This window comes from Bacillus sp. FSL L8-0654 (assembly GCF_038629965.1).
GTDB lineage: Bacteria > Bacillota > Bacilli > Bacillales > Bacillaceae > Bacillus > Bacillus safensis.
The window spans coordinates 3,565,756-3,586,837 of record NZ_CP152026.1; the positions used below are offsets into that span (position 1 = coordinate 3,565,756).

A 21,082-nucleotide genomic window follows, 5' to 3' on the forward strand; every position below is an offset into this window, starting at 1 on the left:
CTTATCAATTCAATCATGAATAAGATAAGGTCCAGCTCCACTTCCCTCCGCTAGTACGAACTAGATCAGGTTCAAAGGGTCCAAGATTTTCTCTTGTCTCAGTCATACATGACTCCCCTAGTGGACTTTTGTCATTTAATTATCTTTACTCTACACATGTGGCGTTTTGATGTCAACAGCCTTTCTTAATTCAACGTTCTGATTGTTGGCAGCTTCTCGATCCCTGCAGCATAGTAGAAATTCAGCACACTGAAGAAATCAATCGGCTTTCCTGTTTTTAAATCTACAGCTAAAATATGATCACCGTAATTTGTCATATCATCAATATCTAAGCGTCTTGGTGTTGTCTTCCCGAGTGTATCAACAAAGGTATCATGGTAATATTGCCCGCTTGCATATGATGATTGATGGTACATAAACAATGTCTCAACATCTAAGTAAACGAGGATGGCTTCTGAGGAGCTCGCATAAGGAGCTGAGTATGACACAGGAGCCGAAATGTTTTTTACTTTCACACTTGAGATTGAATGAGTTCTTTGTTCGTATTTTCCATCATAAGAGAAATAAAAAACACGCTCCCATTCATAATTTGCTGTCTTTGTTTGCTTATTGTATACTTTTGTACCATTTGCAAATACATCACCGTTTGCATACTCAGCTACAAAATATTGCAAGGTGGACGAAAGAGATACAGCCCCCGTGAAATTGGGCGGGTTTTTTGCATTTACTTGTATCGTGTAGGAATCTCCAAATTCTCCGCCGCTTGTAATACCGAATGCATAATCACCTGCTGGTAAGTTGGTCAATCCAAGCAGGCTGCCTGCCGGTTGAATCAAATCTGTCGGGTAGGCTTGTCCTGTTTCATAATCAACAACAAATAATTGAACAAAATAATCAGGGTTTGAAGAGGTAATCCGGCTGATGAGTGCCTGAGGTGAAGATGTGCTTAAAAACCATAAATCAACTGGGTCGTCCTCTGTTAAGACAGCCGATTGATTAATAGCTAGTCCATCAATGGAGCGAACGGCAGACGTGCGCATTTTGCCTTCTTTAGCAGCTTTTCGTTTGATACTGATTCCTTTCTTCTTATTCACTTTAAATGATTTTTTCACTTGCTTCTGTTGAATAGCGGTTCCTTCATCCTGCTTTTCAAACGATTCTTGCACTTGCTGAATCGCTTTTTCCGTCAGTGGTGATATTTTCCCTTCTGATTTCGGTGCTTCTTCTGCTTTTAATGCTGGTGACAACAAACCTGTTGCGACAAGTAAAACAGATAGTAAAGCTGCGGTGATTTTGACATAAAATGCTCTCACAGGAACATCCCCTTTTTCCTCATTTGGGTTTTTTACCCTGTGATTATTTTACCATTATTCTAATTATTGTTTTGGTCTTTTTTGGGACATTTTTATAACAAAAAAACCAGCCGCATGAGTCACGACTGGTTTTTGATCGTTTTATGCAATAGTTTTGACAAACAAGCGTGCTGTTTCTGCACTTGATCCCGGGTTTTGTCCAGTGATGATTTGTCCGTCAACGACAGCAAATGGCGCAAAGGCGTCTCCTTTTTCAAACGCTGCCCCCTGCTCACGAAGTTTTGTTTCCAATAAAAATGGAACTTTTGATGTCAGCTGCACGGCTTCCTCTTCTTCGTTTGTAAAGCCTGTGATTTTTTTGCCTTCGATAAATGATTTGCCATTTTCATCCTTCACATCAACGAATGCTGAAACGCCATGACAAACGGCTCCGATCGCACCATTTTTATCTGAAACTGCTAAGATCGCATCCGCTACCAGTTGATTAGACGCAAAGTCGATCATAGGGCCGTGCCCTCCAGCAAAGAAAATTCCGTCATAATCAGCGGGATTCACATCTGTAAGCGCCTTTGTGTCTTGAAGTAATTCATATACATCTTGATATTGCGCTGGGACACCTTCAGGAATTGAATTTTTGTCAATTGGTACAGTGCCACCTTGAATAGAGACAATTTGTACTTCTAGTTCATTTTCTTTAAAAATATGAAATGGCTCTGCCAACTCTTCTAGCCATAAGCCTGTTGGATGTCCATTCATTTCTGGGCTGCTTGTCGATACTAATAACACTTTCTTACTCATCTTGATCATCCTTTCGATTTATCCTGTGGTTATTTTATATTTTGCACAATTAAATATCAAGCAATATGACTTTAGGCCAGCTCATTATGTTATACCCGATTTTCTAAAAAATATGGTATGACTCGAAATCTAATCAATATGTCACATTCTATTGGTAGGGAATTTCATGTAAAATTGTCATTGAGTGATATAATATGAGGAAAGATTGACAGATCTCTCGTCACATGAGGGGATTTTTAAAGGAGTGGAAAAGAGATGAAAACCTATTCGATTGTGATGATCATCATCACGCTCTGTATTATATTGGCCGTCTTTTTGATGAACCTAACGGGGGTCATGTACGGAAAAATCATTTTGGCCGTTGCCGTAGCCCTTTGTCTAACATCCATTATTCGTTTGATGGGTCTTCGAAAAAGATAAAAGCCGCCCTCACCAGGGGCGGCTTTATTTAAGATTAGATCGCCAGCATCAGTGCAATGAGTGCAAGCAGTGCTGGTACTCCTTGTTTGATGATAATTGATTTATTGGATGTTACACCGCCAAATACTGCTGCGATGATCACACAAAGAATGAAAAACAGCTGAATCATATATCCAACGGTATTCGATCCAAGAATGAGCCCCCAAATGAGTCCTGCAGCTAAAAACCCGTTATAAAGCCCCTGATTGGCAAACATTACTTTGACATTTGGATCTTTTTGCAAGTGTTCTGGCAGCTTAAAAGACCGCTTCGCCATCTTTGATTCCATAAAAAACATTTCTAATAACATGATGACAATGTGTTCTAATGCGACAATTCCTACTAAAATCATTGCTAAAATATTCAATTTAGTTAATTCCTTTCTGATAGACGGTCACGAATCTCTATTTTGTCCGTGTATAAATCAAAGTCTTGTATTAATTCTAGTGCTTCTGTAAAGCGACTTTGTGGAATGTCTTTCATTTTTCTCACGCCGAATTCCTTTTTAATAAAAGCCATGATGGTATTGATATGAAGCTTACCGTGGCCATCATACTCCAAATGGCTGCAAAAAGTCTGCATCGTCCCTCGAATCACCTTTAATTGCTTGGCAGTGACACAACTCATTGGTAACGCTCATCCTTTCCTTTGTTTTAACAGCTAAAAAGAATCTTGGTTGAAAGAAAAACCTTCCAGTGTCTATTATATAATGGTTTCATTCGGATATCAAAATAAAAAAGAACAGACATTCGATTTAAAAAACAATCGTGCCCTCACAATCCTTTTCTCACATATCAAAAAGCCGGATTCAATGGTAGAATCCGGCTTTCTATTTAGTTACTTTTCGAAATTAATACCTTTCCAACAGAACGATCCTTACTTTGTCCAACGACTTTAAAGGATAACCCATATGTCGGTACATCGCGTCCTGCATCTGGGTTGTTTGGATTCACATAGTTCTTTTTATCACTAAATGTACGAGCCGGTCGAATGTAGCGATCTTGCAAAGTTAAGCCCGTTGTTGCTGTATAATCTATATTCAGCTTCGTACTTGGATTCAAAGAGAATGCTGCATCATGTACTTGGAACCCTGTGGCGGCAATGGAACCGTCACTCCATTTTAATACTTGCTGATCTGCATCTACTACGCCAAGGAAGCCGTTCCCCGGATGTTTTCCTACCCAGTTATCACTGTATGATTGATCGACATACCAAACGACCAACCCGTTATTGTAGCTCATCAGACTTGCCCCGCGTTTAATATGCTTTAAGCCTTTATCGACATCAGCATAAGAGCGCCACTCTAGTAAATAGTATTGTGCTGCATATTGTTTTCCATTAGATTTTGAGAATCCATTAAAGGTAAAAGTAGACGTGCCCTCGGCATCATCTGACCATACTTTCGCTCCATCTGCGGTGATGTTCAGGTCATCTACGAATAAGCCTGGAAGTGCATAGCCTGCATCAGTTGTGTAACGGAATTGCAGGTCGATTTTCTTCCCTGCATAAGCAGACAGGTCAAAGGCTGCATCTACCCAGCCGTCTGATTTTCCGTCGATGCCATTGCCTTCGTTTGCACCTGCTTCATTTCGATCATTCGTGATGTTACCCGCGATGGTCTTCCATTGATCAGTCCCTGTTTCACGCACTTCGACATACGCATAATCATAATCTTCTTCAATATCGTACCATGCTTTAAATGTCAGCTCTGCTTTGCTTCCTTTTGACAAATCAATACCTGTTGTCGTCATGGTTGCATTCAAATTGTCACCCATTCCGCTGAAGTACGAATATTTCCCTTGAGCAGGTGTCGTGACGACAATCTCTTTATCTGGTAAATCGACTCGAACGGCATCATGGTTCGTTCCTTTTGTTGCTGCTTCATCAATTAATACTGTTTTGCTTTTCTTTAATGTTTTACCATCGATGGTTTGTCCAGAAAGCCAGTTGCCCCCATGCAGATTTTGAAGCATTTCTTTCGCATATGGGCTAAAGCCTGTTGGTTCCGTACCAGGAACTTTACCTGCCCAGCTTCCGCTTGACATGATCGACCAGTAAGAAACGGGCTCTCCTCTGCCTGTGTACTGTGTATCGTACTCGTCAGGAAGACCAAGATCATGTCCGAATTCATGTGTGAACACACCTGCTGCGCCATCTTCAGGCTCGATGGTGTAATCCAACGCGCCTAATTTCCCGCCTTGACCAACTTCAGATTCAGTATCCGGAATTTCAAATACATCACCAAGTGACCAGCGGTGTGACCAAATCGCATCAGCGCCAAGTTGTCCGCCGCCTGCTTCTTCACCTACGCCGGCGTGAACGACCATCAGATGGTCAATGATGCCGTCTGGCTCGTTATAAACCCCGTCGCCATCAATATCATAGCGATCCCATTGATCATACTCGCTGAGATCAATATTCGGATCTTTTGCTGCTGCTTCGAGTGCTTCTTTCACCAATTCGCGCGGTCTGCCGTCACTGCCTGAATCGTCAGGTACGTTCCCGCCGTAATAAGCTGCTTCATGCTTCGCTGTATACCATCCTGCAACTGTTCCACTAACTGTGTAACTGCCGCCAGACTGCTTTTCATAATATTGCTTCATGGATACTTTCCGTTTCCCATCTGGACCGATGTAGCCATTTTTTCCGAAAAGCATATCTTGATAGTGCTGTTGATCGTACTTGTCATAGTACATATCAGTCTCTTCTTTTTTGATACTATTATGCTTATAATCTTTAAAATCTACTAATAAAACCAATACTTTATCATTGCGGACGTCACCTTTATACTTTTCCTTTTTGACCGGTTTTACTTGATTGCCTTCTTTTCCTTTATGCTTCTTTAATTTTTTCTTTTTGGCAAGTTTGTTATGTACCTCTTGTTTGTATTCTTTCAGGAATTCAGGCTCTTCTGTTAAGGTGCTGGCACTTTGTTTCATTGCCGATTCTTCTTTTTTCTTTAGATAGTTCTTTAATGCTTTTTGGGTTTCTGCCTCATTGGCATTCTTTTTGATCTTTCCTTGTTTTTTCAAGGCTTTGATAAGACGGTCTTCATTCACGACACTTGAGTCAAATGGAATACCTGAATAATGACCGCCATCTGAGGATGTTGATTTTTCTGTGGTGTGGGCAGATAGAGGGGTGCTGAAAGCTGTCAATGTGCCTAAACTTAGGACAGCGGTTAGTGCAATTTTCGTCCATTTCCCTTTTTTCATATTGGTTCCTCCCTATTTTGGTAATAAATAATATCTAATTCTAGCATATTCCAATATAGTTAAGTCGAAAAACATTTTATTTTCAGAAATTTTGTGGAAAATGCACAATACGTGAATGAAATGGGTGGAACCATATGTCGAAAATAAAAGAACCCTAGGCGATAACCGCCTAGGGTGTTTGTTGTTTTTCTATGAAAGCTGCTGGCCTTGAAAGGCAACCACGTCAAGTGGAGCGGCTAAGAATTCTTTTGCCTTCGCTACGAAAGCCTGGAAATGAGCACTTGCATTATGGCTCTGAACCGCAACGTCATCTTTCCACACTTCTACCATTAAAAATGTATTTTCCTTTTCTGTATCCTTGAACAGCTTGTAGGAAACATTGCCTTCTTCAGCCTGTGAAGCTTTCATTAATTCGTTGATTTCTTCTAAAAATACGTTTTCTTTTTCTGGATGAATGGTCATCCCTGCATGAATAATGATCATGTGATCGTCTCCCTTTTTTTAAAAATTATTTCCACTCTGTGATACGGTCGATCGGTAAACGGTAAGATGCATAACCTTCGTCAGCCGCTTTCCCAATGGACAGAAGCATGACTGGTACATAACGTTCTTTATCCCATCCAAATGTTTCAGCGATGACTTCTTTATCATATCCGCCAATTGGATTTGTATCATAACCGTGTGCACGTGCAGCAAGCATAAGCTGCATAGACACAAGTCCACCGTCAATTAAGATTGTTTCACGATTCACTTGTTCTGGAAGAGCTTCAAAATGTGCAGTTAATGCAGCAATTTGTCTTTCTTTCACTTCTTGCGGCATGTAGCCATTTTCTACTGCTTTTGAATAAATTTCTTCTAAGTATTCATTGTTTTTCATATCTGCAAAAACTGCAATGACAGCTGCTGATGTTGACACTTGAGTTTGGTTGAATTTTGCAAGTGGTGCAAGCTTTTCTTTTCCTTCTGGGCTGTCAATCACCATGAAGCGCCAAGGTTGTGCATTTACTGATGATGGTGCAGTTGTTGCTTCTTCTAAAATCTCTGTCATTTCTTCTTTGCTGATTTTCACAGATGGATCATAGTTACGAATAGAGCGGCGCCCTTTCATAATTTCCATAAAATCGTTTGTTTTTAATGTTGTAGCCATGTGTAACACTCCTTTAGGTTGTTTGAATCTTTTCGATGTTTTGTTGTATACGGATGAGCACATCAGTGAGAAGCCTTCGTTCTTCTTCACTTACGTTTTCAAGCATTTCTGAGATAAATCGTTCTTTTTCTATTTTAGAAGCTTCGATTCTCGTTCTGCCTTCTTCTGTTAAGCGGACAAGTGTGACTCGATTATCTTCTGGTTTTCTTCTGCGTGTGACCATTCCTTTTGTTTCCAGCTGTTTTAAATGACGCGTCACAGCTGCACTATCAATATTTACTTTTTTCTGCAAATCTGATTGGCTGATTTCATCGGCTTGGAATAACAGCGATAGCAACTCAAGTCTTGATTGGCTGATGCCCGTACATGCTTCGAACTTCACGCCCATCATACGGTTCACGCACTGCAAACGATATAATACCTCTGCCTCTTCAGAGCAAAATGCAGTCAATGCCATCCCCTCTTTTCTATTCAGAAATCAATTACTTGATATATCAATCATTGACTCGTCAATTAATATACACCCATTGTTTGATGATTGCAAGAGGTTTGTTTCATAAAGTGAATTTTTTTATTTCAATAGAAAAAGACGAGCCTAAAATGACCATAAAAAAAGACAAAAGCGACGAATCGCTTTTGTCCTTTTTCTTTATTCAGTAATGACCGTGTGGATCAATGTTGGTGCATCGGCATGATCAGCAATGCGGATGTTGTCATAAATTTTCTCCATGACATTTGCAACATCTTCACGATTCGCATGCAGAGTCACAAGTGAATCTCCTTTTTCAACACGATCTCCCACTTTTTTGTTCAGCATGATGCCGACAGATAGGTCGATATCGTCCTCTTTTGTTGCGCGTCCTGCTCCAAGGATCATCGCTGCAACACCAATTTCATCCGCGACGATTTCAGCTACGACACCTGATTCTTTGGCAGGTACTTCGATTTTGTAAGGTGCTTGCGGCAGTTTTTCAGGCTGATCCACAATTGAGCTGTCTCCACCTTGGTTTTCTAAGAATTCCTTGAATTTCTCAAGTGCTTTGCCGTTTTTCATCACTTCAATCAGCTTTTCTCTTGCTTCATCAAGTGTGTCTGCTTTTTTCGCAAGAACGACCATTTGACTTCCTAATGTGAGCACAAGCTCGTTTAAGTCTTCAGGACCTTCGCCTCGGAGTGTGTCGATCGCTTCTTTCACTTCAAGGGAATTCCCAATCGCTAATCCTAGCGGCTGAGACATATCAGAGATGACCGCCATTGTTTGTCTGCCTACGTTGTTACCGATGCGAACCATGGCTTTTGCAAGCTTTTCTGAGTCTTCTGGTGTTTTCATGAAAGCACCTGCGCCTGTTTTCACATCAAGTACAATCGCATCTGCACCAGCAGCGATTTTCTTACTCATAATGGAGCTTGCAATAAGCGGAATTGAGTTAACAGTTCCTGTCACATCACGAAGAGCATACAGCTTTTTATCAGCTGGTGTCAGGTTGCCTGATTGCCCAATGACCGCTACTTTATGACGGTTCACGAGCTCGATGAATTCGTCTTTTGTAATTTCTACGTGGAAGCCTTTCACCGCTTCAAGCTTGTCCACTGTACCGCCTGTATGCCCCAGGCCGCGCCCAGACATTTTCGCAACAGGTACATCTAGTGCTGCAACAAGAGGGGCGAGTACAAGCGTTGTTGTATCGCCTACTCCGCCTGTTGAGTGCTTGTCTACTTTAATACCGTCAATGGCAGACAGGTCAATTGTATCTCCTGAGTTCGCCATAGCGAGTGTTAAGTCTGCACGTTCTTGATCCGTCATATCTTGGAAGAAAATTGCCATAGCCAAGGCACTTGCTTGGTAGTCAGGAATTGTTCCATCCGTATAACCTTTGACAAAGAAAGAAATTTCCTCTGAAGATAATTCTTTTCCGTCACGTTTTTTCGCAATGATATCTACCATTCTCATTGTTTTCACCATTCCTTTTTTTAAATTAGAAAATTAAACCGACTACACCTGCTGTTAAGAAGCTGACAAGAGTTGCACCGAATAACAGCTTTAATCCAAATCGTGCGACGACGTTCCCTTGCTTTTCGTTTAAGCCTTTGACTGCTCCAGCAATGATACCGATAGAAGAGAAGTTCGCAAATGATACAAGGAATACAGAAATGATCGCTTCTGTACGAGCAGTGAAATGCAGACCGTCTCCAGATAGAGCGAGCATCGCAACAAATTCGTTCGATACCATTTTGGTTGCCATAATGCTTCCTGCTTGTACCGCTTCGCTCCAAGGTACACCAACAAGGAACGCAAATGGAGCAAAGACATATCCAAGTACATCTTGGAAAGAAACACCAATGACTGCTGTAAAGATACCGTTAATCATCGCAATTAATGCAACGAATCCAATCAACATTGCAGCAACAACAATCGCTACTTTGAAACCATCCATAATGTATTCGCCAAGCATTTCGAAGAAGGATTGTCTTTCTTCCTCGACGACTTCAAGCATGTCTTCGTCCTTAGACACTTCATATGGATTGATGATCGATGCGATAATAAATCCACCAAATAGGTTCAGCACAAGTGCTGTAACCACGTACTCTGGTTTAATCATTTGCATGTATGCACCAACAATCGACATCGATACCGTCGACATTGCAGATGCACATAATGTATAAAGACGCTGCTGAGGTAATAATCCAAGCTGTTTCTTAATAGAAATAAAGACTTCTGATTGACCTAAAATCGCAGACGCTACTGCGTTGTAAGATTCTAGTTTCCCCATACCGTTTACTTTACTAAGCAAATATCCGATTCCGCGTACGATAAGCGGAAGAATACGCCAATGCTGCAGGATACCGATTAACGCCGAGATAAAGACGATCGGCAGTAAGACGTTGATGAAGAAAGTGGACGCTTTATCATTCATTAACCCGCCAAATACGAAGTTGATTCCTTCACCGGCATAGCCAAGAAGCATTTGGAATCCTTTTGCAAAACCTCCGACTAGGAAGTTTCCAACACCTGTATTGAGCAGAATATAACCTAAAATAAATTGCAGTACAATCATGACAATTACTGGACGGAATTTCACTCGTTTTTTCCCATTACTAGCCAGCCATGCAATGGCGAGAATCACTAGCAAACCGATGATACCAATCACGTATTTCATGTTTTTCCTCCTTGAATGAATTCGTTTACATTAATGTGCTTGTATAGAACAAACCCTATTTTGTAAACAAAACGCGGAAGAAATTCCCAGAAGTGAGATCCTTCCGCATATGACTTTTTCATCATTTATGAGTCATGAATGTTATCCTACCATAGGATCGTATGAATTAATAGTCTTTCGAAGGAGCTGATTGATCCCCTTTGATAATGGAAACGCCTGCACTAGCGCCAATACGGGTAGCACCTGCTGCTGTCATTGCCTCAACGTCTTCTTTTGTTCTCACGCCGCCTGATGCTTTCACACCGATGTCAGGTCCTACTGTTTTACGCATTAATGCGATGTCCTCAGCAGTCGCACCGCCTGTACTAAATCCAGTCGATGTTTTCACAAAATCAGCGCCGGCTTTCACTGAAAGCTCACAAGCTTTGACTTTCTCTTCATCAGTAAGTAAACATGTTTCAATAATGACTTTCACTAATGCTTTGCCTTTTGCTACGTCTACAACTGCACGAATATCTTGTTCAACCACATCATATTCGCCGTCTTTCAATGCCGCAACATTGATGACCATGTCCACTTCTGTGGCACCGTTTTCAATGGCATCCTTTGTTTCGAATGCTTTTACCGCTGTTGTGTTTGCGCCTAACGGGAAACCGATGACTGTACATACATCTACACCTGTTCCTGCTAGTTCTTTCGACGCTAGAGATACCCAAGTTGGGTTTACGCAAACAGATGCAAATTGATGAGTCTTTGCTTCTTCAAGTAACTGCATAATTGCAGCTCTAGTTGTATCTGGTTTTAGTGCTGTATGATCAATGAGCTTCGCTATCGTCATGCTTCACACTTCCTTTTAATTATGATACTTTCATCATATATGACAGATGAACAATTGTAAACATAGTTATGAAATTTTGTTCATCTATTTTGTGACATTTAAAAGAGCCCTCGCTGTGTGCTGATCGATGATCAATACATTCGCATATTTTCCTCTTAGTGCGCCGTGTATAGAAGCCACCTTTCGATGACCGCCAGCGACAAGAATGGATCGTTCTTTTGTCCTTAAATCATCTAACTCCACGCCAATTGTGCGATTGTTAATGGCTTCACTGCAAATGCGTCCATCTTGATCATAAAAGCGCGAGCAAATGTCTCCGACACTGGATTGCTTGAGGAGCGCTTTTTCTTCTTCACGGAAATAACCTAGTCTAAACAAAAGTGCTTCATCTCTGACCGTTCCAACAGTAAACACAGCGATATTCGCCTGCTTGCCCATTTCAATAATTCGCTGAATATGTCTGTCCTGCTCAACCATCTCTTTGACGGCAGCACTATCAAATACTACAGGAAGCGGCAAATAACGCGGTGCTGTTTGAAAGGCCTCAGCAAACAGCTGGATGGTTTCCGCAGAATATGTATTCACATGAGAATGGCTGATTCCACCCTTGAGCTGGACAACCTCTACACCTTTTACCTGTTTAGGTTGCATCTTTTGTGCAATTTGATACATAGTCGTTCCCCAGCTCACGCCAACGATATCACCGTCTTTCACCGTTTCTTGCAAGTAATCTGCACCAAATCGGCTCAAATAATCGGTGATGGTTGGATAGTCGTCCTTCGGCGAAAACACCACATGAGCTTCGAGCAGGTCATATTTTTCCTTGAGCAATGAAGAAAGCTCATTTAAATCTTCAAACGGATCCATCACCGTAATCTGGACGTACCCCTTCTCTTTCGCATATTGAAGCAGCCGAGATACAGTCGGTCTCGACAGGTCGAGCTGTTTGGCAATTTCCTGCTGGCTGTAATCAGACAAATAGTAAAGCCTTGCCGCTTCAATACTCAGCTGTTGTTTCTCTCGATCCATTCATACGCCCCCTTTTTCTTCTATCATAACAAATTGTTCACCTCATCATGCACAAATGTTCATTTGAAGAAAATCGTATAAGCGGCATGAAAGGTCTCATTTTTTTCTAATGTTTGAATCCCAAACTTCTCCCTATACTGTCCATTCGTCCCTTCCATATCGGCGATGCCATACCACGGCTCAATACAAACAAAAGGAGCCATCGTTCCTTTTTCTTGATCATAAGGCGACCAAATGCCAACGAAAGGAAAGCCTGTGAGATCGACCTCAACTCCGTGACCTGCACCTGAAGTCAATGACACTCGATTGATATGGCTAAAGATCATCGCATCAAGCTGAAAAAGCTCCGGTCGAAGCTGGATCGACTCAAGTTCAATACCTTTTTCTTTCTCTCTGACAAGTGAATTCCGCAGTTCATATTGCACAGGGAGATGCTCAGTGGAAGGTGTCAATGTGAGTGAATAATCTGCTGTTTGCTCGCCTTCAAGAAGAGGAATACGAAATGCTGGGTGCCCTCCAATGGAGAAATACATCGTATCCTCTCCGTCATGATCAATTTCCCAGGAAATCTTCAGTCCATTTTCCAATAGTTCATAACGAATTCGCGCTGTAAATTCATACGGGTATTGCTTCACATGCCGGCCTCTTGATTCATATTGAAAGGTCACCGTATGCTTCGTTTCTTCATATAAATCAAAATTGACATCACGTAAAAAACCATGCTGCGTGAGCTCAAAGGTTTGATCGTCAATCTTGTATTGGTCATTCATTAATCGCCCAACAATCGGAAATAAGACAGGCGACACCCTGCCCCAATAAGCTGGATCACCAGACCACATATAGTGACGCCCGCTTTCCTTGTCAAGCACCTCCCTGACTTCCGCTCCTTTTTCATGAATCTGAACCAATAACTGATCATTTTCGATCGTTCTCATTCAACACATCCCCTTTCCTTCTACTTTTATTATGACAGGGATTTTGGTTTTGAGTATAAAAGAGTTAGTTAGAATAAAAAAGACTTCTCCCTTCTAGGGAAAAGCCGTTTAAATTACTTATTCATCATCATCTTCTATAGTCCATCTAAGACCTTTGATTTGTTTTAAACTCTCAATTTCTTCTTCGTTTTCAGGAAAAATATAGCTCTCCTCTTCATGTGAGCTTGAAACCATCCACTCTTTCCCATTTTTGAAGAATGATAAATCCTCCAGTAAATTAGGGTGAACCCACCCGTATAGAGAGTTCGAAAGTTCTTTCAAAAGATTTTTTGTGTGTTCATTGGCATAATAATAATAAACATATGCTGTTTGACCATCTCCTAGAATCGTGGTAGCCCATTCAGACTCTTCCTTCATTTCTTTAAGAGATGGTGAAAGTTTATCTAGAATTTCACGATAATCAGCAAAATCAGCAAAATCTTTTCTAAAAACTAATTGGAACTCATCACATACTTCACAACATAAATCGATGAGCGCATTGTATTCCTTCTTTCTTGGTTCACGATTAAGAACAATCATCGAAAACCTCCTCTATCTCAATTTCTTATCTAGGGGCGCCAAAAAAAGCATGTGCTCCTGTTCTTTCATATTTACCTTTTAATTTATAAACTGGATGATAGTGATAATGTTTATTTTTTCCTTTTTTGTCAATTTCTGCACCTAATACTTTTCCAATCGGACTGGCTGCTTTAGCAATAGATTGTGCATTGCTTTTGGAAGTAGACCATGTATCTTTTTTCTGAGCTAATCTTTTTACAGCGTTTGCACGACTTACGCCTTTTCCAATAAATAAATGAGGTTTATCTTTGTCTCGATAAGCAATAAAGTGATTATGTTTATTGTCTTTCCTTTTTATAAATTCAGAATAAGCAATATAGGTAACACCTACTACTGTTACTGCAAGTCCCAAAGCTAATAAATGTTCTAATAGAACTGCCCCAATAGCAATACCAATAGGGATAACAAATGCAAAAGATGCTTGAATATCTTCAGAATTCACTTCATATTTCTTATCATCTTTTGTATCTTTAAATGTAACATCTAAATTATCATTTAAAAGTGTCTGCAAGTCAACTTCATAATCCTTTGAAACCTTTTCACCTTCACTACCAATTTCTTCAGTTTGATAACTGATTTCTGTTGTTTTTTTATTTAGAGTTAGAATACCAGTTACTCCGTCTTGCTCCTGTGAAATTACATATTTTTCATTACTATCTTCTAAAACATGAAAATCTTTTGTGGTAACAGCCTCTGTTTTATTTGGAAATTGGAAAAACAAAGTTATAACCAGCGATAGACATATAACAATTGAGATTAACTTACTTATTTTATTCATCCTAAACTAAACCTCCGAGTTTCTTGTTCTAAAAAACAATTTTATTCAAATAATCATCAATACCATTTTTTCAAAACTTTATATATTTGTTGGTTTAAACGTTCTTCAGAATTAATATTAAAACGTTCCCGGTACTGTAAAATTAAGCTTACTACACCTGTAATATGGGCACTCGCTAAAGAGGTACCACTTTCAATCGCATAGTTGTTATGAGGCTTTAGAACTGGTATATCCACACCAGGGGCAGCAAAATCGTAATTTCCTTTAGATGAAAATTCAGCTACCTTCTTATGCTTATCCACAGCGGTTACAGAAAAAACATTCTCATAAGCAGCTGGGTAATCCATTTTCCTTCCATACTTATTACCAACAGCAGCTACTATAATTATGTTTTTTTGTATTGCTTTGTCTATAATTTTCTTAACAGATGGATCATCTTTCATTAATCCAAAACTAGCATTGATAACATCAATTTTATTATCAATACACCATTGAACAGCTTTAACAAAATTTTTTATTGAACCCTTGCCTTTTGAATCTAGAATTTTAACAGGATATAACTCTACATTCTGCGTTATACCCACAAGTCCAATTTCATTATCATTAGCTGTGATTATTCCAGCTACAGCAGTACCGTGCCCTAAACTGTCCTCTTGTTCTCCTCCTGTACCAATTGTGTTAAGTCCTTTTTTAACTTTACCTACCAAATCAGGGTGAGTCCCATCTATCCCACTATCAATTATTGCTATTCGTACACTTTCTCCTCCTCTATTATTTTCCACATATTTTTTTGTTAGCTTTATGCTCCATGGAATCTGTTGATGAATATTATTAGTGAAGTTTAAATTTTTTGAGTGCAATTCAAAACACTTAAAATAAATTAAAAGAACTATTAATATTATCAAAAATCTTTTTATCAAACTATTGATTCAACACCACTCCTTTTTTCATATATTATTCTATATTATGGTTTTGAGTCAATATAAAACCAAAAATGTTATATATTAATATATGGTGGTTTACAATAAAAATTTATTGAATAAATTCAAACTAAATATTATGCGTTGACGTCTATTATATATACAATATATGAGTAACCTTTATTAAATAAAGGTTCTTTTACAATTGATGGGGGATTCATTTTCATGAACAGCAAGGAAAATCGTTTTCGTTATATTTTAGGATTAGATGGACTAAGAGCCGTTGCTGTATTGGCAGTCATTGCTTATCACTTACATATCGGACCCGCAAGCGGCGGGTTTCTTGGCGTTGATTTATTTTTTGTCATTTCTGGTTACTTGATTACAACGATCTTGTTACATAAGCAGGATTTAGGCTATCAAGAGCTTTTGCCATTTTGGATGGGACGGATCAGGAGGCTTCTTCCAGCCGCTTACATCATGATTTTTATCACCGTCAGCTGGTGCGCGATTGCTGGATCAAATGCATTATTGTCCATTCGTGGCGATGCCATATCGTCCTTTTTTTATGTCAGTAACTGGTGGTACATTTTTCACCAGCTTTCATATTTTGATAGCTTCAATGCCCTATCTCCACTGAAAAATTTGTGGTCTCTGGCAATAGAAGAGCAATTTTATATCATTTGGCCGGTACTGTTGATTGCAGGGCTGAAATGGGTAAAAAACAGATCCCATCTTCCTATGATCACCTTTGGACTTGCACTTGTCTCTGCCTTATGGATGGCGATTCTTTATTCACCAGATACCGATCCAAGCAGGGTTTATTATGGAACAGATACTCGTGCATTTGCGCTCCTGATTGGATGCAGCCTGGCATTTGTGTGGCCTATGCAAAGACTATCCAGCAAAAGATTACTTCCTGTTGGCAGACGTATTTTACATATTGCCGGTTTCGGTTCGTTTGCGATTTTCCTTTTTTGTGTTTATGCAGTGGACGATTTCGATGCCTTTCTCTATCAGGGCGGCATGCTTTTATTCTGTCTGAATGCGGCCATCTTAATTGGGTGCGTCTGCCACCCTGCAAGTCTTATAGGGAAATGGCTGTCCTTTCAGCCGCTCGTCTGGCTTGGTAAGCGGTCTTATGGTATTTATCTGTGGCATTATCCCATTATCGTACTGACCACACCGGTCATTGAAATTGGACAGCCTTCCATAGCGCGTGTCACATTGCAGCTCATCGCTATTTTACTAGTTGCTGAGGCTTCCTATCGCTTCATCGAACAGCCGATCCGCCAGCATGGCTTCAGACAATATTTTTCCTCTTGGTCTATTTGGAAAAAAGGAATCAAACAGTGGTCTACATCTAATAAGGTGTTCCTTGGGATCACCGCAGCTCTTTTGATCTTATTTATCATTGGCATGTCTAACTCGTCCACTTCCTCCCCACATGTGAAGGAAGTGACGCAAATTAAGACAGCACCGAAAAAAACAGCCGAACCATCGGAATCAAAAGCGAAGAAAAAGAAAGAAAAGCACGAGAAAAAAGCAGCTGATCAAAAACAATTTCACCAAGTTCTTGCCATTGGTGATTCTGTCATGCTAGACATTGCGCCGAATCTCGAAAAAGCATATAAACAAATCACCATCGATGGGAAAGTTGGCAGACAAATGAACGAAGCCGTCAGCATTGCCCCTCAATACAAATCATTTAATCAATCTGATGCCGCTGTTATCATTGAACTCGGCACAAATGGTTATTTTACTGAGGACACGCTGAAAGCATTCATTCAAAACTTTTCTAAGGCACATATTTTCCTAGTGAATACGAGGGTTCCAAGGTCATGGGAAAATGATGTGAATGCGGTCATTCAGCGAGTGGCTGATCAAGATCAAAATGTCACCTTGGTCGATTGGCATTCAGCCGCTACTGGACAGCCATCCTATTTTCAGTCCGATGGTGTCCACCTTTCAAAAAAAGGTTCTGACACACTGACACAGCTCATCACAGCAAGCATTAAGAAAAAAGGGGATGTGTCAACGTCATCATAAAAAGACTAGCAGAATGCTAGTCTTCTTTTATGCCGTCAAAAGGCTGGCCCTTATCGCTAATGTCTGCTCTTCCCCTGTTTTTTGATCCACCAAAGCAAAATGCCCGTTCTCATATGCTAGTGAAAATAATTCTTCAATATGAAAAATCCCTGGCTGAAACCGCCTGCTCAATAAATGCAGGGCCGCAGCACAGGCGACTTGAGCTGTTGCTTGAGACTCGTCGTGTCCTTTTATTCCAAGTGCTGCATGATGAACCTTTTTCCCATCCGTCCCTGCCGCTTCCACTTTGACCGCATATTGATCTGTTCCCACTTGAGAAGATTGTATCATTGAAATGGCTCGATCCTTCATTTTCGGTAATGTAAGGAACGACGTCAGTCCAAGGCTCCTTGTAAAGGCCAATGCACCCGTCGCTAGACGTGAATCAAAACAAAGCCTTGTCGTCACAGATGGCACATGAATTGTGGAAGGCAATGTCTGTTGATCAGAGAAGGGGAATCGATAGGCATACCGCTTTCCAAGCTGTCCACCAAAGTTGACCGGTCTGCCTCCAGTAAAGCTTTTCACTCTTTTCTGCTGATCATGTTCAGTGAGTTCATATTCAGTATGGACATGATCAATCGTCCATTCAATCGCGGCTTTTCCATGCTGATCCCCCAATCCAAGCATAATCCCAATATCTATTTGATCCACTGATGAAAGCATAGAAGCCGCTTTCGCAGCTAATAAATTTGTAAGACCGGGCGCGAGGCCTACACTGAGCAAAGCCGTTGCACTGATTTGCTGCTGATCCAGCTGTGCCATTTGCTCCATATACGCCCCCTTTGCAGAAATATCGATATAATCAATGCCTGCCCGCAGAACGGTTTCAGCAAATGACGTGTCTTCTTGATCGAGACACATGATCACCAGCTTTGTTTCATTCATCCAGTCAGAATCTAATGGCTTTCTAACATCTAGTTTGTAAGGACGGACTCTGCCTTTGGTCTGCTGTGAAAATTGTTCAGCCTTCTCATAGCTTCTCCCCGCCGCAACAATTTGCCCTTTATACACTTCACTTAACTGAAGACATATTTGCTGTCCGACATGTCCATAGCCGCCAATTACCATTACCTGTGATCTCATCTCTCATCCGCCTTTCTACGACCTCGCTTGCAAACAAGCCCTTTGATCATTCCTGCCTGAAAATAAGGTCTGATGTCTCGAAACCCCGCCTCAATTAAATGTCCCCTCATTTCCTCCTCAGGCACAGGATATGTTGCACGTCCCAGTCTGTCATGAAAGGACGAAAACACTTCTTTTCCTAGACCTTGCCGCTTCATGAAAAGAGACAGCATATGAAGCTCTTGCTGAAATGCGCTGGAATTCATCTCTCCTTGTATAAATGCGAGTACAAACGGGGCCCCTGGTTGAAGCCTTTGTGCAATCTCCTGTAAAAATGGCAGCCGATTTTCTACAAAATGAATCACGAGCAGGCTCACTGCGGCATCGTAAACAGCTTCAGCAGACACCTTGTTTAATGCGGTCTCATACCATGTGACACGCGTCTCCATATGGAGCTTTGAAACCCGCTGTTTCGCCATATCCAGCATAGATGCAGACGGATCGACTCCTGTGATGAGCCAGTCTCCTTTTCTCTGAAGCATGTTGATGATCTCTTCGCCCCCACCCGCTCCGACAGTTAGAATACGAGAGGCCGCTCCCTTTATTTCAGTTTCTAATACATCTACTGTTAACTCATGCAAAAGGTGATAGCCGGGTACTTTATGTGAAATCGTTGCTGCGTATGATTCAGCAACAGGGTCGTGCCAATGCTGGTTTCCTTTCATATGATTCTCCTCCAGTTCCTTTCCGCTTTCCATCGTTTCCTGTACACTAACGATATGACACCTTTATTGTAAAAAGAGGCACCAGAAAAAACGATCCCTAAAAGTGGGGGTTTTTGAGGAGGAGATCCTGTGGTCAATCCAGCCACTCATTTTCAGCAGCTAAGGCAGCACATTCGGGACGAGCTTGCTGCTGTCATTGATTTTGATGCCGCCTGTATCACAACCATCGATCCAGCCACTCTCCTCTCGACAGGTTCCTACACTGATGAACCGATTGAAGAAATTCATGACCAGCTCTTTCAAAATGAATTTTTAAAAAAGGACGTGCATCAGCATGAGTTTCTAGCCAAAGGCCCTATTCATGCTGCGAGTCTCGTCCAAAGCGGAGAATATCTGAGCAGCGAGCGCTATCTGCATATTTTAATACCAAACGGTTGGTCTGATGAATTGCGGGCAGCCCTTGTGATCCAAGGAGAATGCTGGGGTATCGCCAGTCTTTATCGTCAACAGGGCAAGGAACCTTTTCAGAAGCGAGATATACAAGCAGTCATCGATCTAACACCGTCACTTGCAGCCAAGCTGAGAGATGAGATTTTCAATAAATGGGCCACTGAAGATGATGATGCGGCGGAGCAGCAAGGATTTCTCATTCTTACAACTCATTACAAGCTTCTTTATGGAAATGAGACAGGGCTCCATTGGCTTCGTACATTTCAAACCTTTGAGCAAATCCATGACCAAGCTGTCATGCCCCGCCCGTTCAGAGCATTAGGCGCTAAACTTTTATACGGCGGTACCGATCAAACAGCAGCAAGCATCACAAGAATGCCTACGGGGGTCTTTCTTTCCCTTCAAGCCTTTCGATTGGCGCAGGCTGACAGGCAGGAGGAGGCTGTCATGATTCACATCAAACGAGCCCAAACAAATGATATTCTTCCTTATGCAGCGAAAACGTACAGGCTGACAGAAAGAGAGATGAACGTCCTCGACTGCTTATTAAAGGGCCAGTCGACAAAGGAAATTGCGAGTACGTTATATATTTCACCCCATACCGTTCATGATCATGTGAAAGCGATGCTGCAAAAGACGAATTTAAGCAGCAGACGTATGCTTGTTTACTTTTTCTCCAATATATAAAAAAGCGGCTACCGCACTGGCAGACCGCTCTTTTCTTATTTTCCTAAAACCAGCTCATGCAGGACATGTGCTACTCCGGCTTCATTATTAGATTTTGTTACAACATCAGCTACGGCTTTGACATCATCAATGGCATTTCCCATAGCGACGCCGCAGCCCGCAAACTCTAGCATTGAGACGTCGTTCCCGTTATCCCCAATAGCCATGACTTCTTCACGAGAAATTCCCAGCTCCTTCGCTAGAAGCTTTACGGCATTTCCCTTACTCACATCAGGATGCAGGATTTCAAGGAAGAAATCTGTACTTTTTACCATCATATACTTTTCCTTCACTTCAGATGGAATGGCTTGTATCGTTTTTTCCAAACGTTCTGGCTGATCAATATACATCATTTTTGGAAGTCTCATCGATGAATCTGCCTCTTCAACAGGCATATATTTCAGCGGCAGTTTTGTTAAGTAGGATTCAAGCACTGTGTATTCACTAATATCGCGATTCGGTGTGTATAAATTGGCTGAATCGAAATAATGCATCGGCGTGTCCAGCTGACGGCTCAATTCATATAACGAAGTTAAGTCATCATAGGATAATGTCAGCTCTGACACCACTTCATTTGTATGGCTGTTTTGAACAAGCGCTCCATTATAGGCGATCACATAATCTCCCTCTTGATCAAGCTGAAGATCAGCTAAATAACGATTTACACCGCCAATTGGCCGGCCTGTACATAAAACAATTTTAATTCCTTCTGCCTTAGCCTGTTGAATGGCTTCAAACACTTCATCCGGCACCATATGTTGATCATTTAATAACGTACCATCCATATCAATTGCGACTAATTTATACATTCACTGGTCCC

General features: G+C 41.0%; 21 protein-coding genes, 1 pseudogene and 1 riboswitch. Of the genes and pseudogenes, 3 read left to right on the plus strand and 19 right to left on the minus strand.

Annotated elements, in window-relative coordinates; genetic code table 11:
• Window positions 1-25: 25 nt before the first annotated feature.
• Window positions 26-129, minus strand: a riboswitch (TPP riboswitch).
• A 56-nt stretch (window positions 130-185) separates the two neighbouring features.
• Together MHH65_RS18425 and MHH65_RS18430 are read right to left on the minus strand one after the other, a co-directional pair.
• A complete protein-coding gene (locus MHH65_RS18425; protein WP_065214972.1) occupies window positions 186-1,313 on the minus strand; it encodes a hypothetical protein in 1,128 nt (375 codons plus the stop codon).
• A gap of 141 nt (window positions 1,314-1,454) precedes the next feature.
• Window positions 1,455-2,111 (minus strand): type 1 glutamine amidotransferase domain-containing protein, encoded by a 657-nt coding sequence (locus tag MHH65_RS18430; RefSeq protein ID WP_034281379.1) that lies wholly within the window; start codon window positions 2,109-2,111, stop codon window positions 1,455-1,457.
• A 255-nt stretch (window positions 2,112-2,366) separates the two neighbouring features.
• On the opposite strand from MHH65_RS18430, the gene MHH65_RS18435 reads away from it, so the two are divergent.
• Entirely contained in the window at window positions 2,367-2,531 is a 165-nt protein-coding gene (locus MHH65_RS18435) for a hypothetical protein (protein WP_003214630.1), read from the plus strand.
• 34 nt (window positions 2,532-2,565) lie between these two features.
• Here the strand turns inward: MHH65_RS18435 and MHH65_RS18440 are convergent, their stop codons facing one another.
• From MHH65_RS18440 to MHH65_RS18505, 14 genes and pseudogenes are all read right to left on the minus strand, one after another.
• Window positions 2,566-2,937 (minus strand): DUF1304 domain-containing protein, encoded by a 372-nt coding sequence (locus MHH65_RS18440; RefSeq protein ID WP_034281380.1) that lies wholly within the window; start codon window positions 2,935-2,937, stop codon window positions 2,566-2,568.
• Window positions 2,938-2,942: 5 nt separating this feature from the next.
• Entirely contained in the window at window positions 2,943-3,197 is a 255-nt protein-coding gene (locus tag MHH65_RS18445; RefSeq protein WP_012011773.1) for an ORF6C domain-containing protein, read from the minus strand.
• A 206-nt stretch (window positions 3,198-3,403) separates the two neighbouring features.
• A complete protein-coding gene (locus tag MHH65_RS18450) occupies window positions 3,404-5,785 on the minus strand; it encodes an immune inhibitor A domain-containing protein (RefSeq protein WP_098677082.1) in 2,382 nt (793 codons plus the stop codon).
• 189 nt (window positions 5,786-5,974) lie between these two features.
• Window positions 5,975-6,268 carry a putative quinol monooxygenase gene (locus MHH65_RS18455; RefSeq protein ID WP_098677081.1) on the minus strand — a complete coding sequence of 98 codons (294 nt, stop codon included), beginning with the start codon at window positions 6,266-6,268 and terminating at the stop codon, window positions 5,975-5,977.
• A gap of 25 nt (window positions 6,269-6,293) precedes the next feature.
• Window positions 6,294-6,932, minus strand: a complete 639-nt coding sequence (locus MHH65_RS18460) for a nitroreductase family protein (RefSeq protein ID WP_041118286.1) — start codon at window positions 6,930-6,932, stop codon at window positions 6,294-6,296.
• Window positions 6,933-6,945: 13 nt separating this feature from the next.
• Window positions 6,946-7,430 (minus strand): annotated as a pseudogene (locus MHH65_RS18465) (MarR family transcriptional regulator).
• Between the two features lie 151 nt (window positions 7,431-7,581).
• Window positions 7,582-8,883: a pyrimidine-nucleoside phosphorylase gene (locus tag MHH65_RS18470; protein ID WP_041087525.1), complete on the minus strand. Its 1,302-nt coding sequence runs from the start codon at window positions 8,881-8,883 to the stop codon at window positions 7,582-7,584.
• 25 nt (window positions 8,884-8,908) lie between these two features.
• Complete coding sequence (locus MHH65_RS18475) at window positions 8,909-10,090, minus strand: NupC/NupG family nucleoside CNT transporter (RefSeq protein ID WP_034281385.1); 1,182 nt, start codon at window positions 10,088-10,090, stop codon at window positions 8,909-8,911.
• 166 nt (window positions 10,091-10,256) lie between these two features.
• Window positions 10,257-10,928 carry a deoxyribose-phosphate aldolase gene (deoC, locus tag MHH65_RS18480; protein ID WP_034281386.1) on the minus strand — a complete coding sequence of 224 codons (672 nt, stop codon included), beginning with the start codon at window positions 10,926-10,928 and terminating at the stop codon, window positions 10,257-10,259.
• Window positions 10,929-11,012: 84 nt separating this feature from the next.
• Window positions 11,013-11,957 carry a sugar-binding transcriptional regulator gene (locus MHH65_RS18485; protein WP_041118292.1) on the minus strand — a complete coding sequence of 315 codons (945 nt, stop codon included), beginning with the start codon at window positions 11,955-11,957 and terminating at the stop codon, window positions 11,013-11,015.
• Window positions 11,958-12,016: 59 nt separating this feature from the next.
• Entirely contained in the window at window positions 12,017-12,892 is an 876-nt protein-coding gene (locus MHH65_RS18490) for an aldose 1-epimerase family protein (protein WP_098677080.1), read from the minus strand.
• Window positions 12,893-13,009: 117 nt separating this feature from the next.
• Window positions 13,010-13,471, minus strand: coding sequence for a stage III sporulation protein AH (locus tag MHH65_RS18495; RefSeq protein ID WP_098677079.1), 462 nt, complete (start codon window positions 13,469-13,471; stop codon window positions 13,010-13,012).
• Window positions 13,472-13,496: 25 nt separating this feature from the next.
• Window positions 13,497-14,288, minus strand: a complete 792-nt coding sequence (locus tag MHH65_RS18500) for an SAR2788 family putative toxin (RefSeq protein ID WP_342497881.1) — start codon at window positions 14,286-14,288, stop codon at window positions 13,497-13,499.
• 56 nt (window positions 14,289-14,344) lie between these two features.
• Window positions 14,345-15,208: a S8 family peptidase gene (locus MHH65_RS18505; protein WP_176544447.1), complete on the minus strand. Its 864-nt coding sequence runs from the start codon at window positions 15,206-15,208 to the stop codon at window positions 14,345-14,347.
• A 225-nt stretch (window positions 15,209-15,433) separates the two neighbouring features.
• Here MHH65_RS18505 and MHH65_RS18510 point away from each other — a divergent pair, with 225 nt between their 5' ends.
• Complete coding sequence (locus MHH65_RS18510; protein ID WP_081125306.1) at window positions 15,434-17,257, plus strand: acyltransferase family protein; 1,824 nt, start codon at window positions 15,434-15,436, stop codon at window positions 17,255-17,257.
• A 27-nt stretch (window positions 17,258-17,284) separates the two neighbouring features.
• Here MHH65_RS18510 and MHH65_RS18515 read toward each other — a convergent pair whose 3' ends face one another.
• The gene (locus MHH65_RS18515; RefSeq protein ID WP_098677077.1) at window positions 17,285-18,382 is read right to left on the minus strand and encodes a saccharopine dehydrogenase NADP-binding domain-containing protein; all 1,098 of its coding nucleotides are present in this window, start codon (window positions 18,380-18,382) and stop codon (window positions 17,285-17,287) included.
• Window positions 18,379-19,086, minus strand: coding sequence for a class I SAM-dependent methyltransferase (locus MHH65_RS18520; RefSeq protein WP_098677076.1), 708 nt, complete (start codon window positions 19,084-19,086; stop codon window positions 18,379-18,381). The genes MHH65_RS18515 and MHH65_RS18520 overlap by 4 nt, the downstream gene beginning before the upstream one ends.
• 129 nt (window positions 19,087-19,215) lie before the next feature.
• On the opposite strand from MHH65_RS18520, the gene MHH65_RS18525 reads away from it, so the two are divergent.
• Entirely contained in the window at window positions 19,216-20,223 is a 1,008-nt protein-coding gene (locus MHH65_RS18525) for a helix-turn-helix transcriptional regulator (RefSeq protein WP_098677075.1), read from the plus strand.
• Between the two features lie 35 nt (window positions 20,224-20,258).
• Here MHH65_RS18525 and yidA read toward each other — a convergent pair whose 3' ends face one another.
• Entirely contained in the window at window positions 20,259-21,071 is an 813-nt protein-coding gene (gene yidA, locus MHH65_RS18530; protein ID WP_098677074.1) for a sugar-phosphatase, read from the minus strand.
• Window positions 21,072-21,082 lie beyond the last annotated feature (11 nt).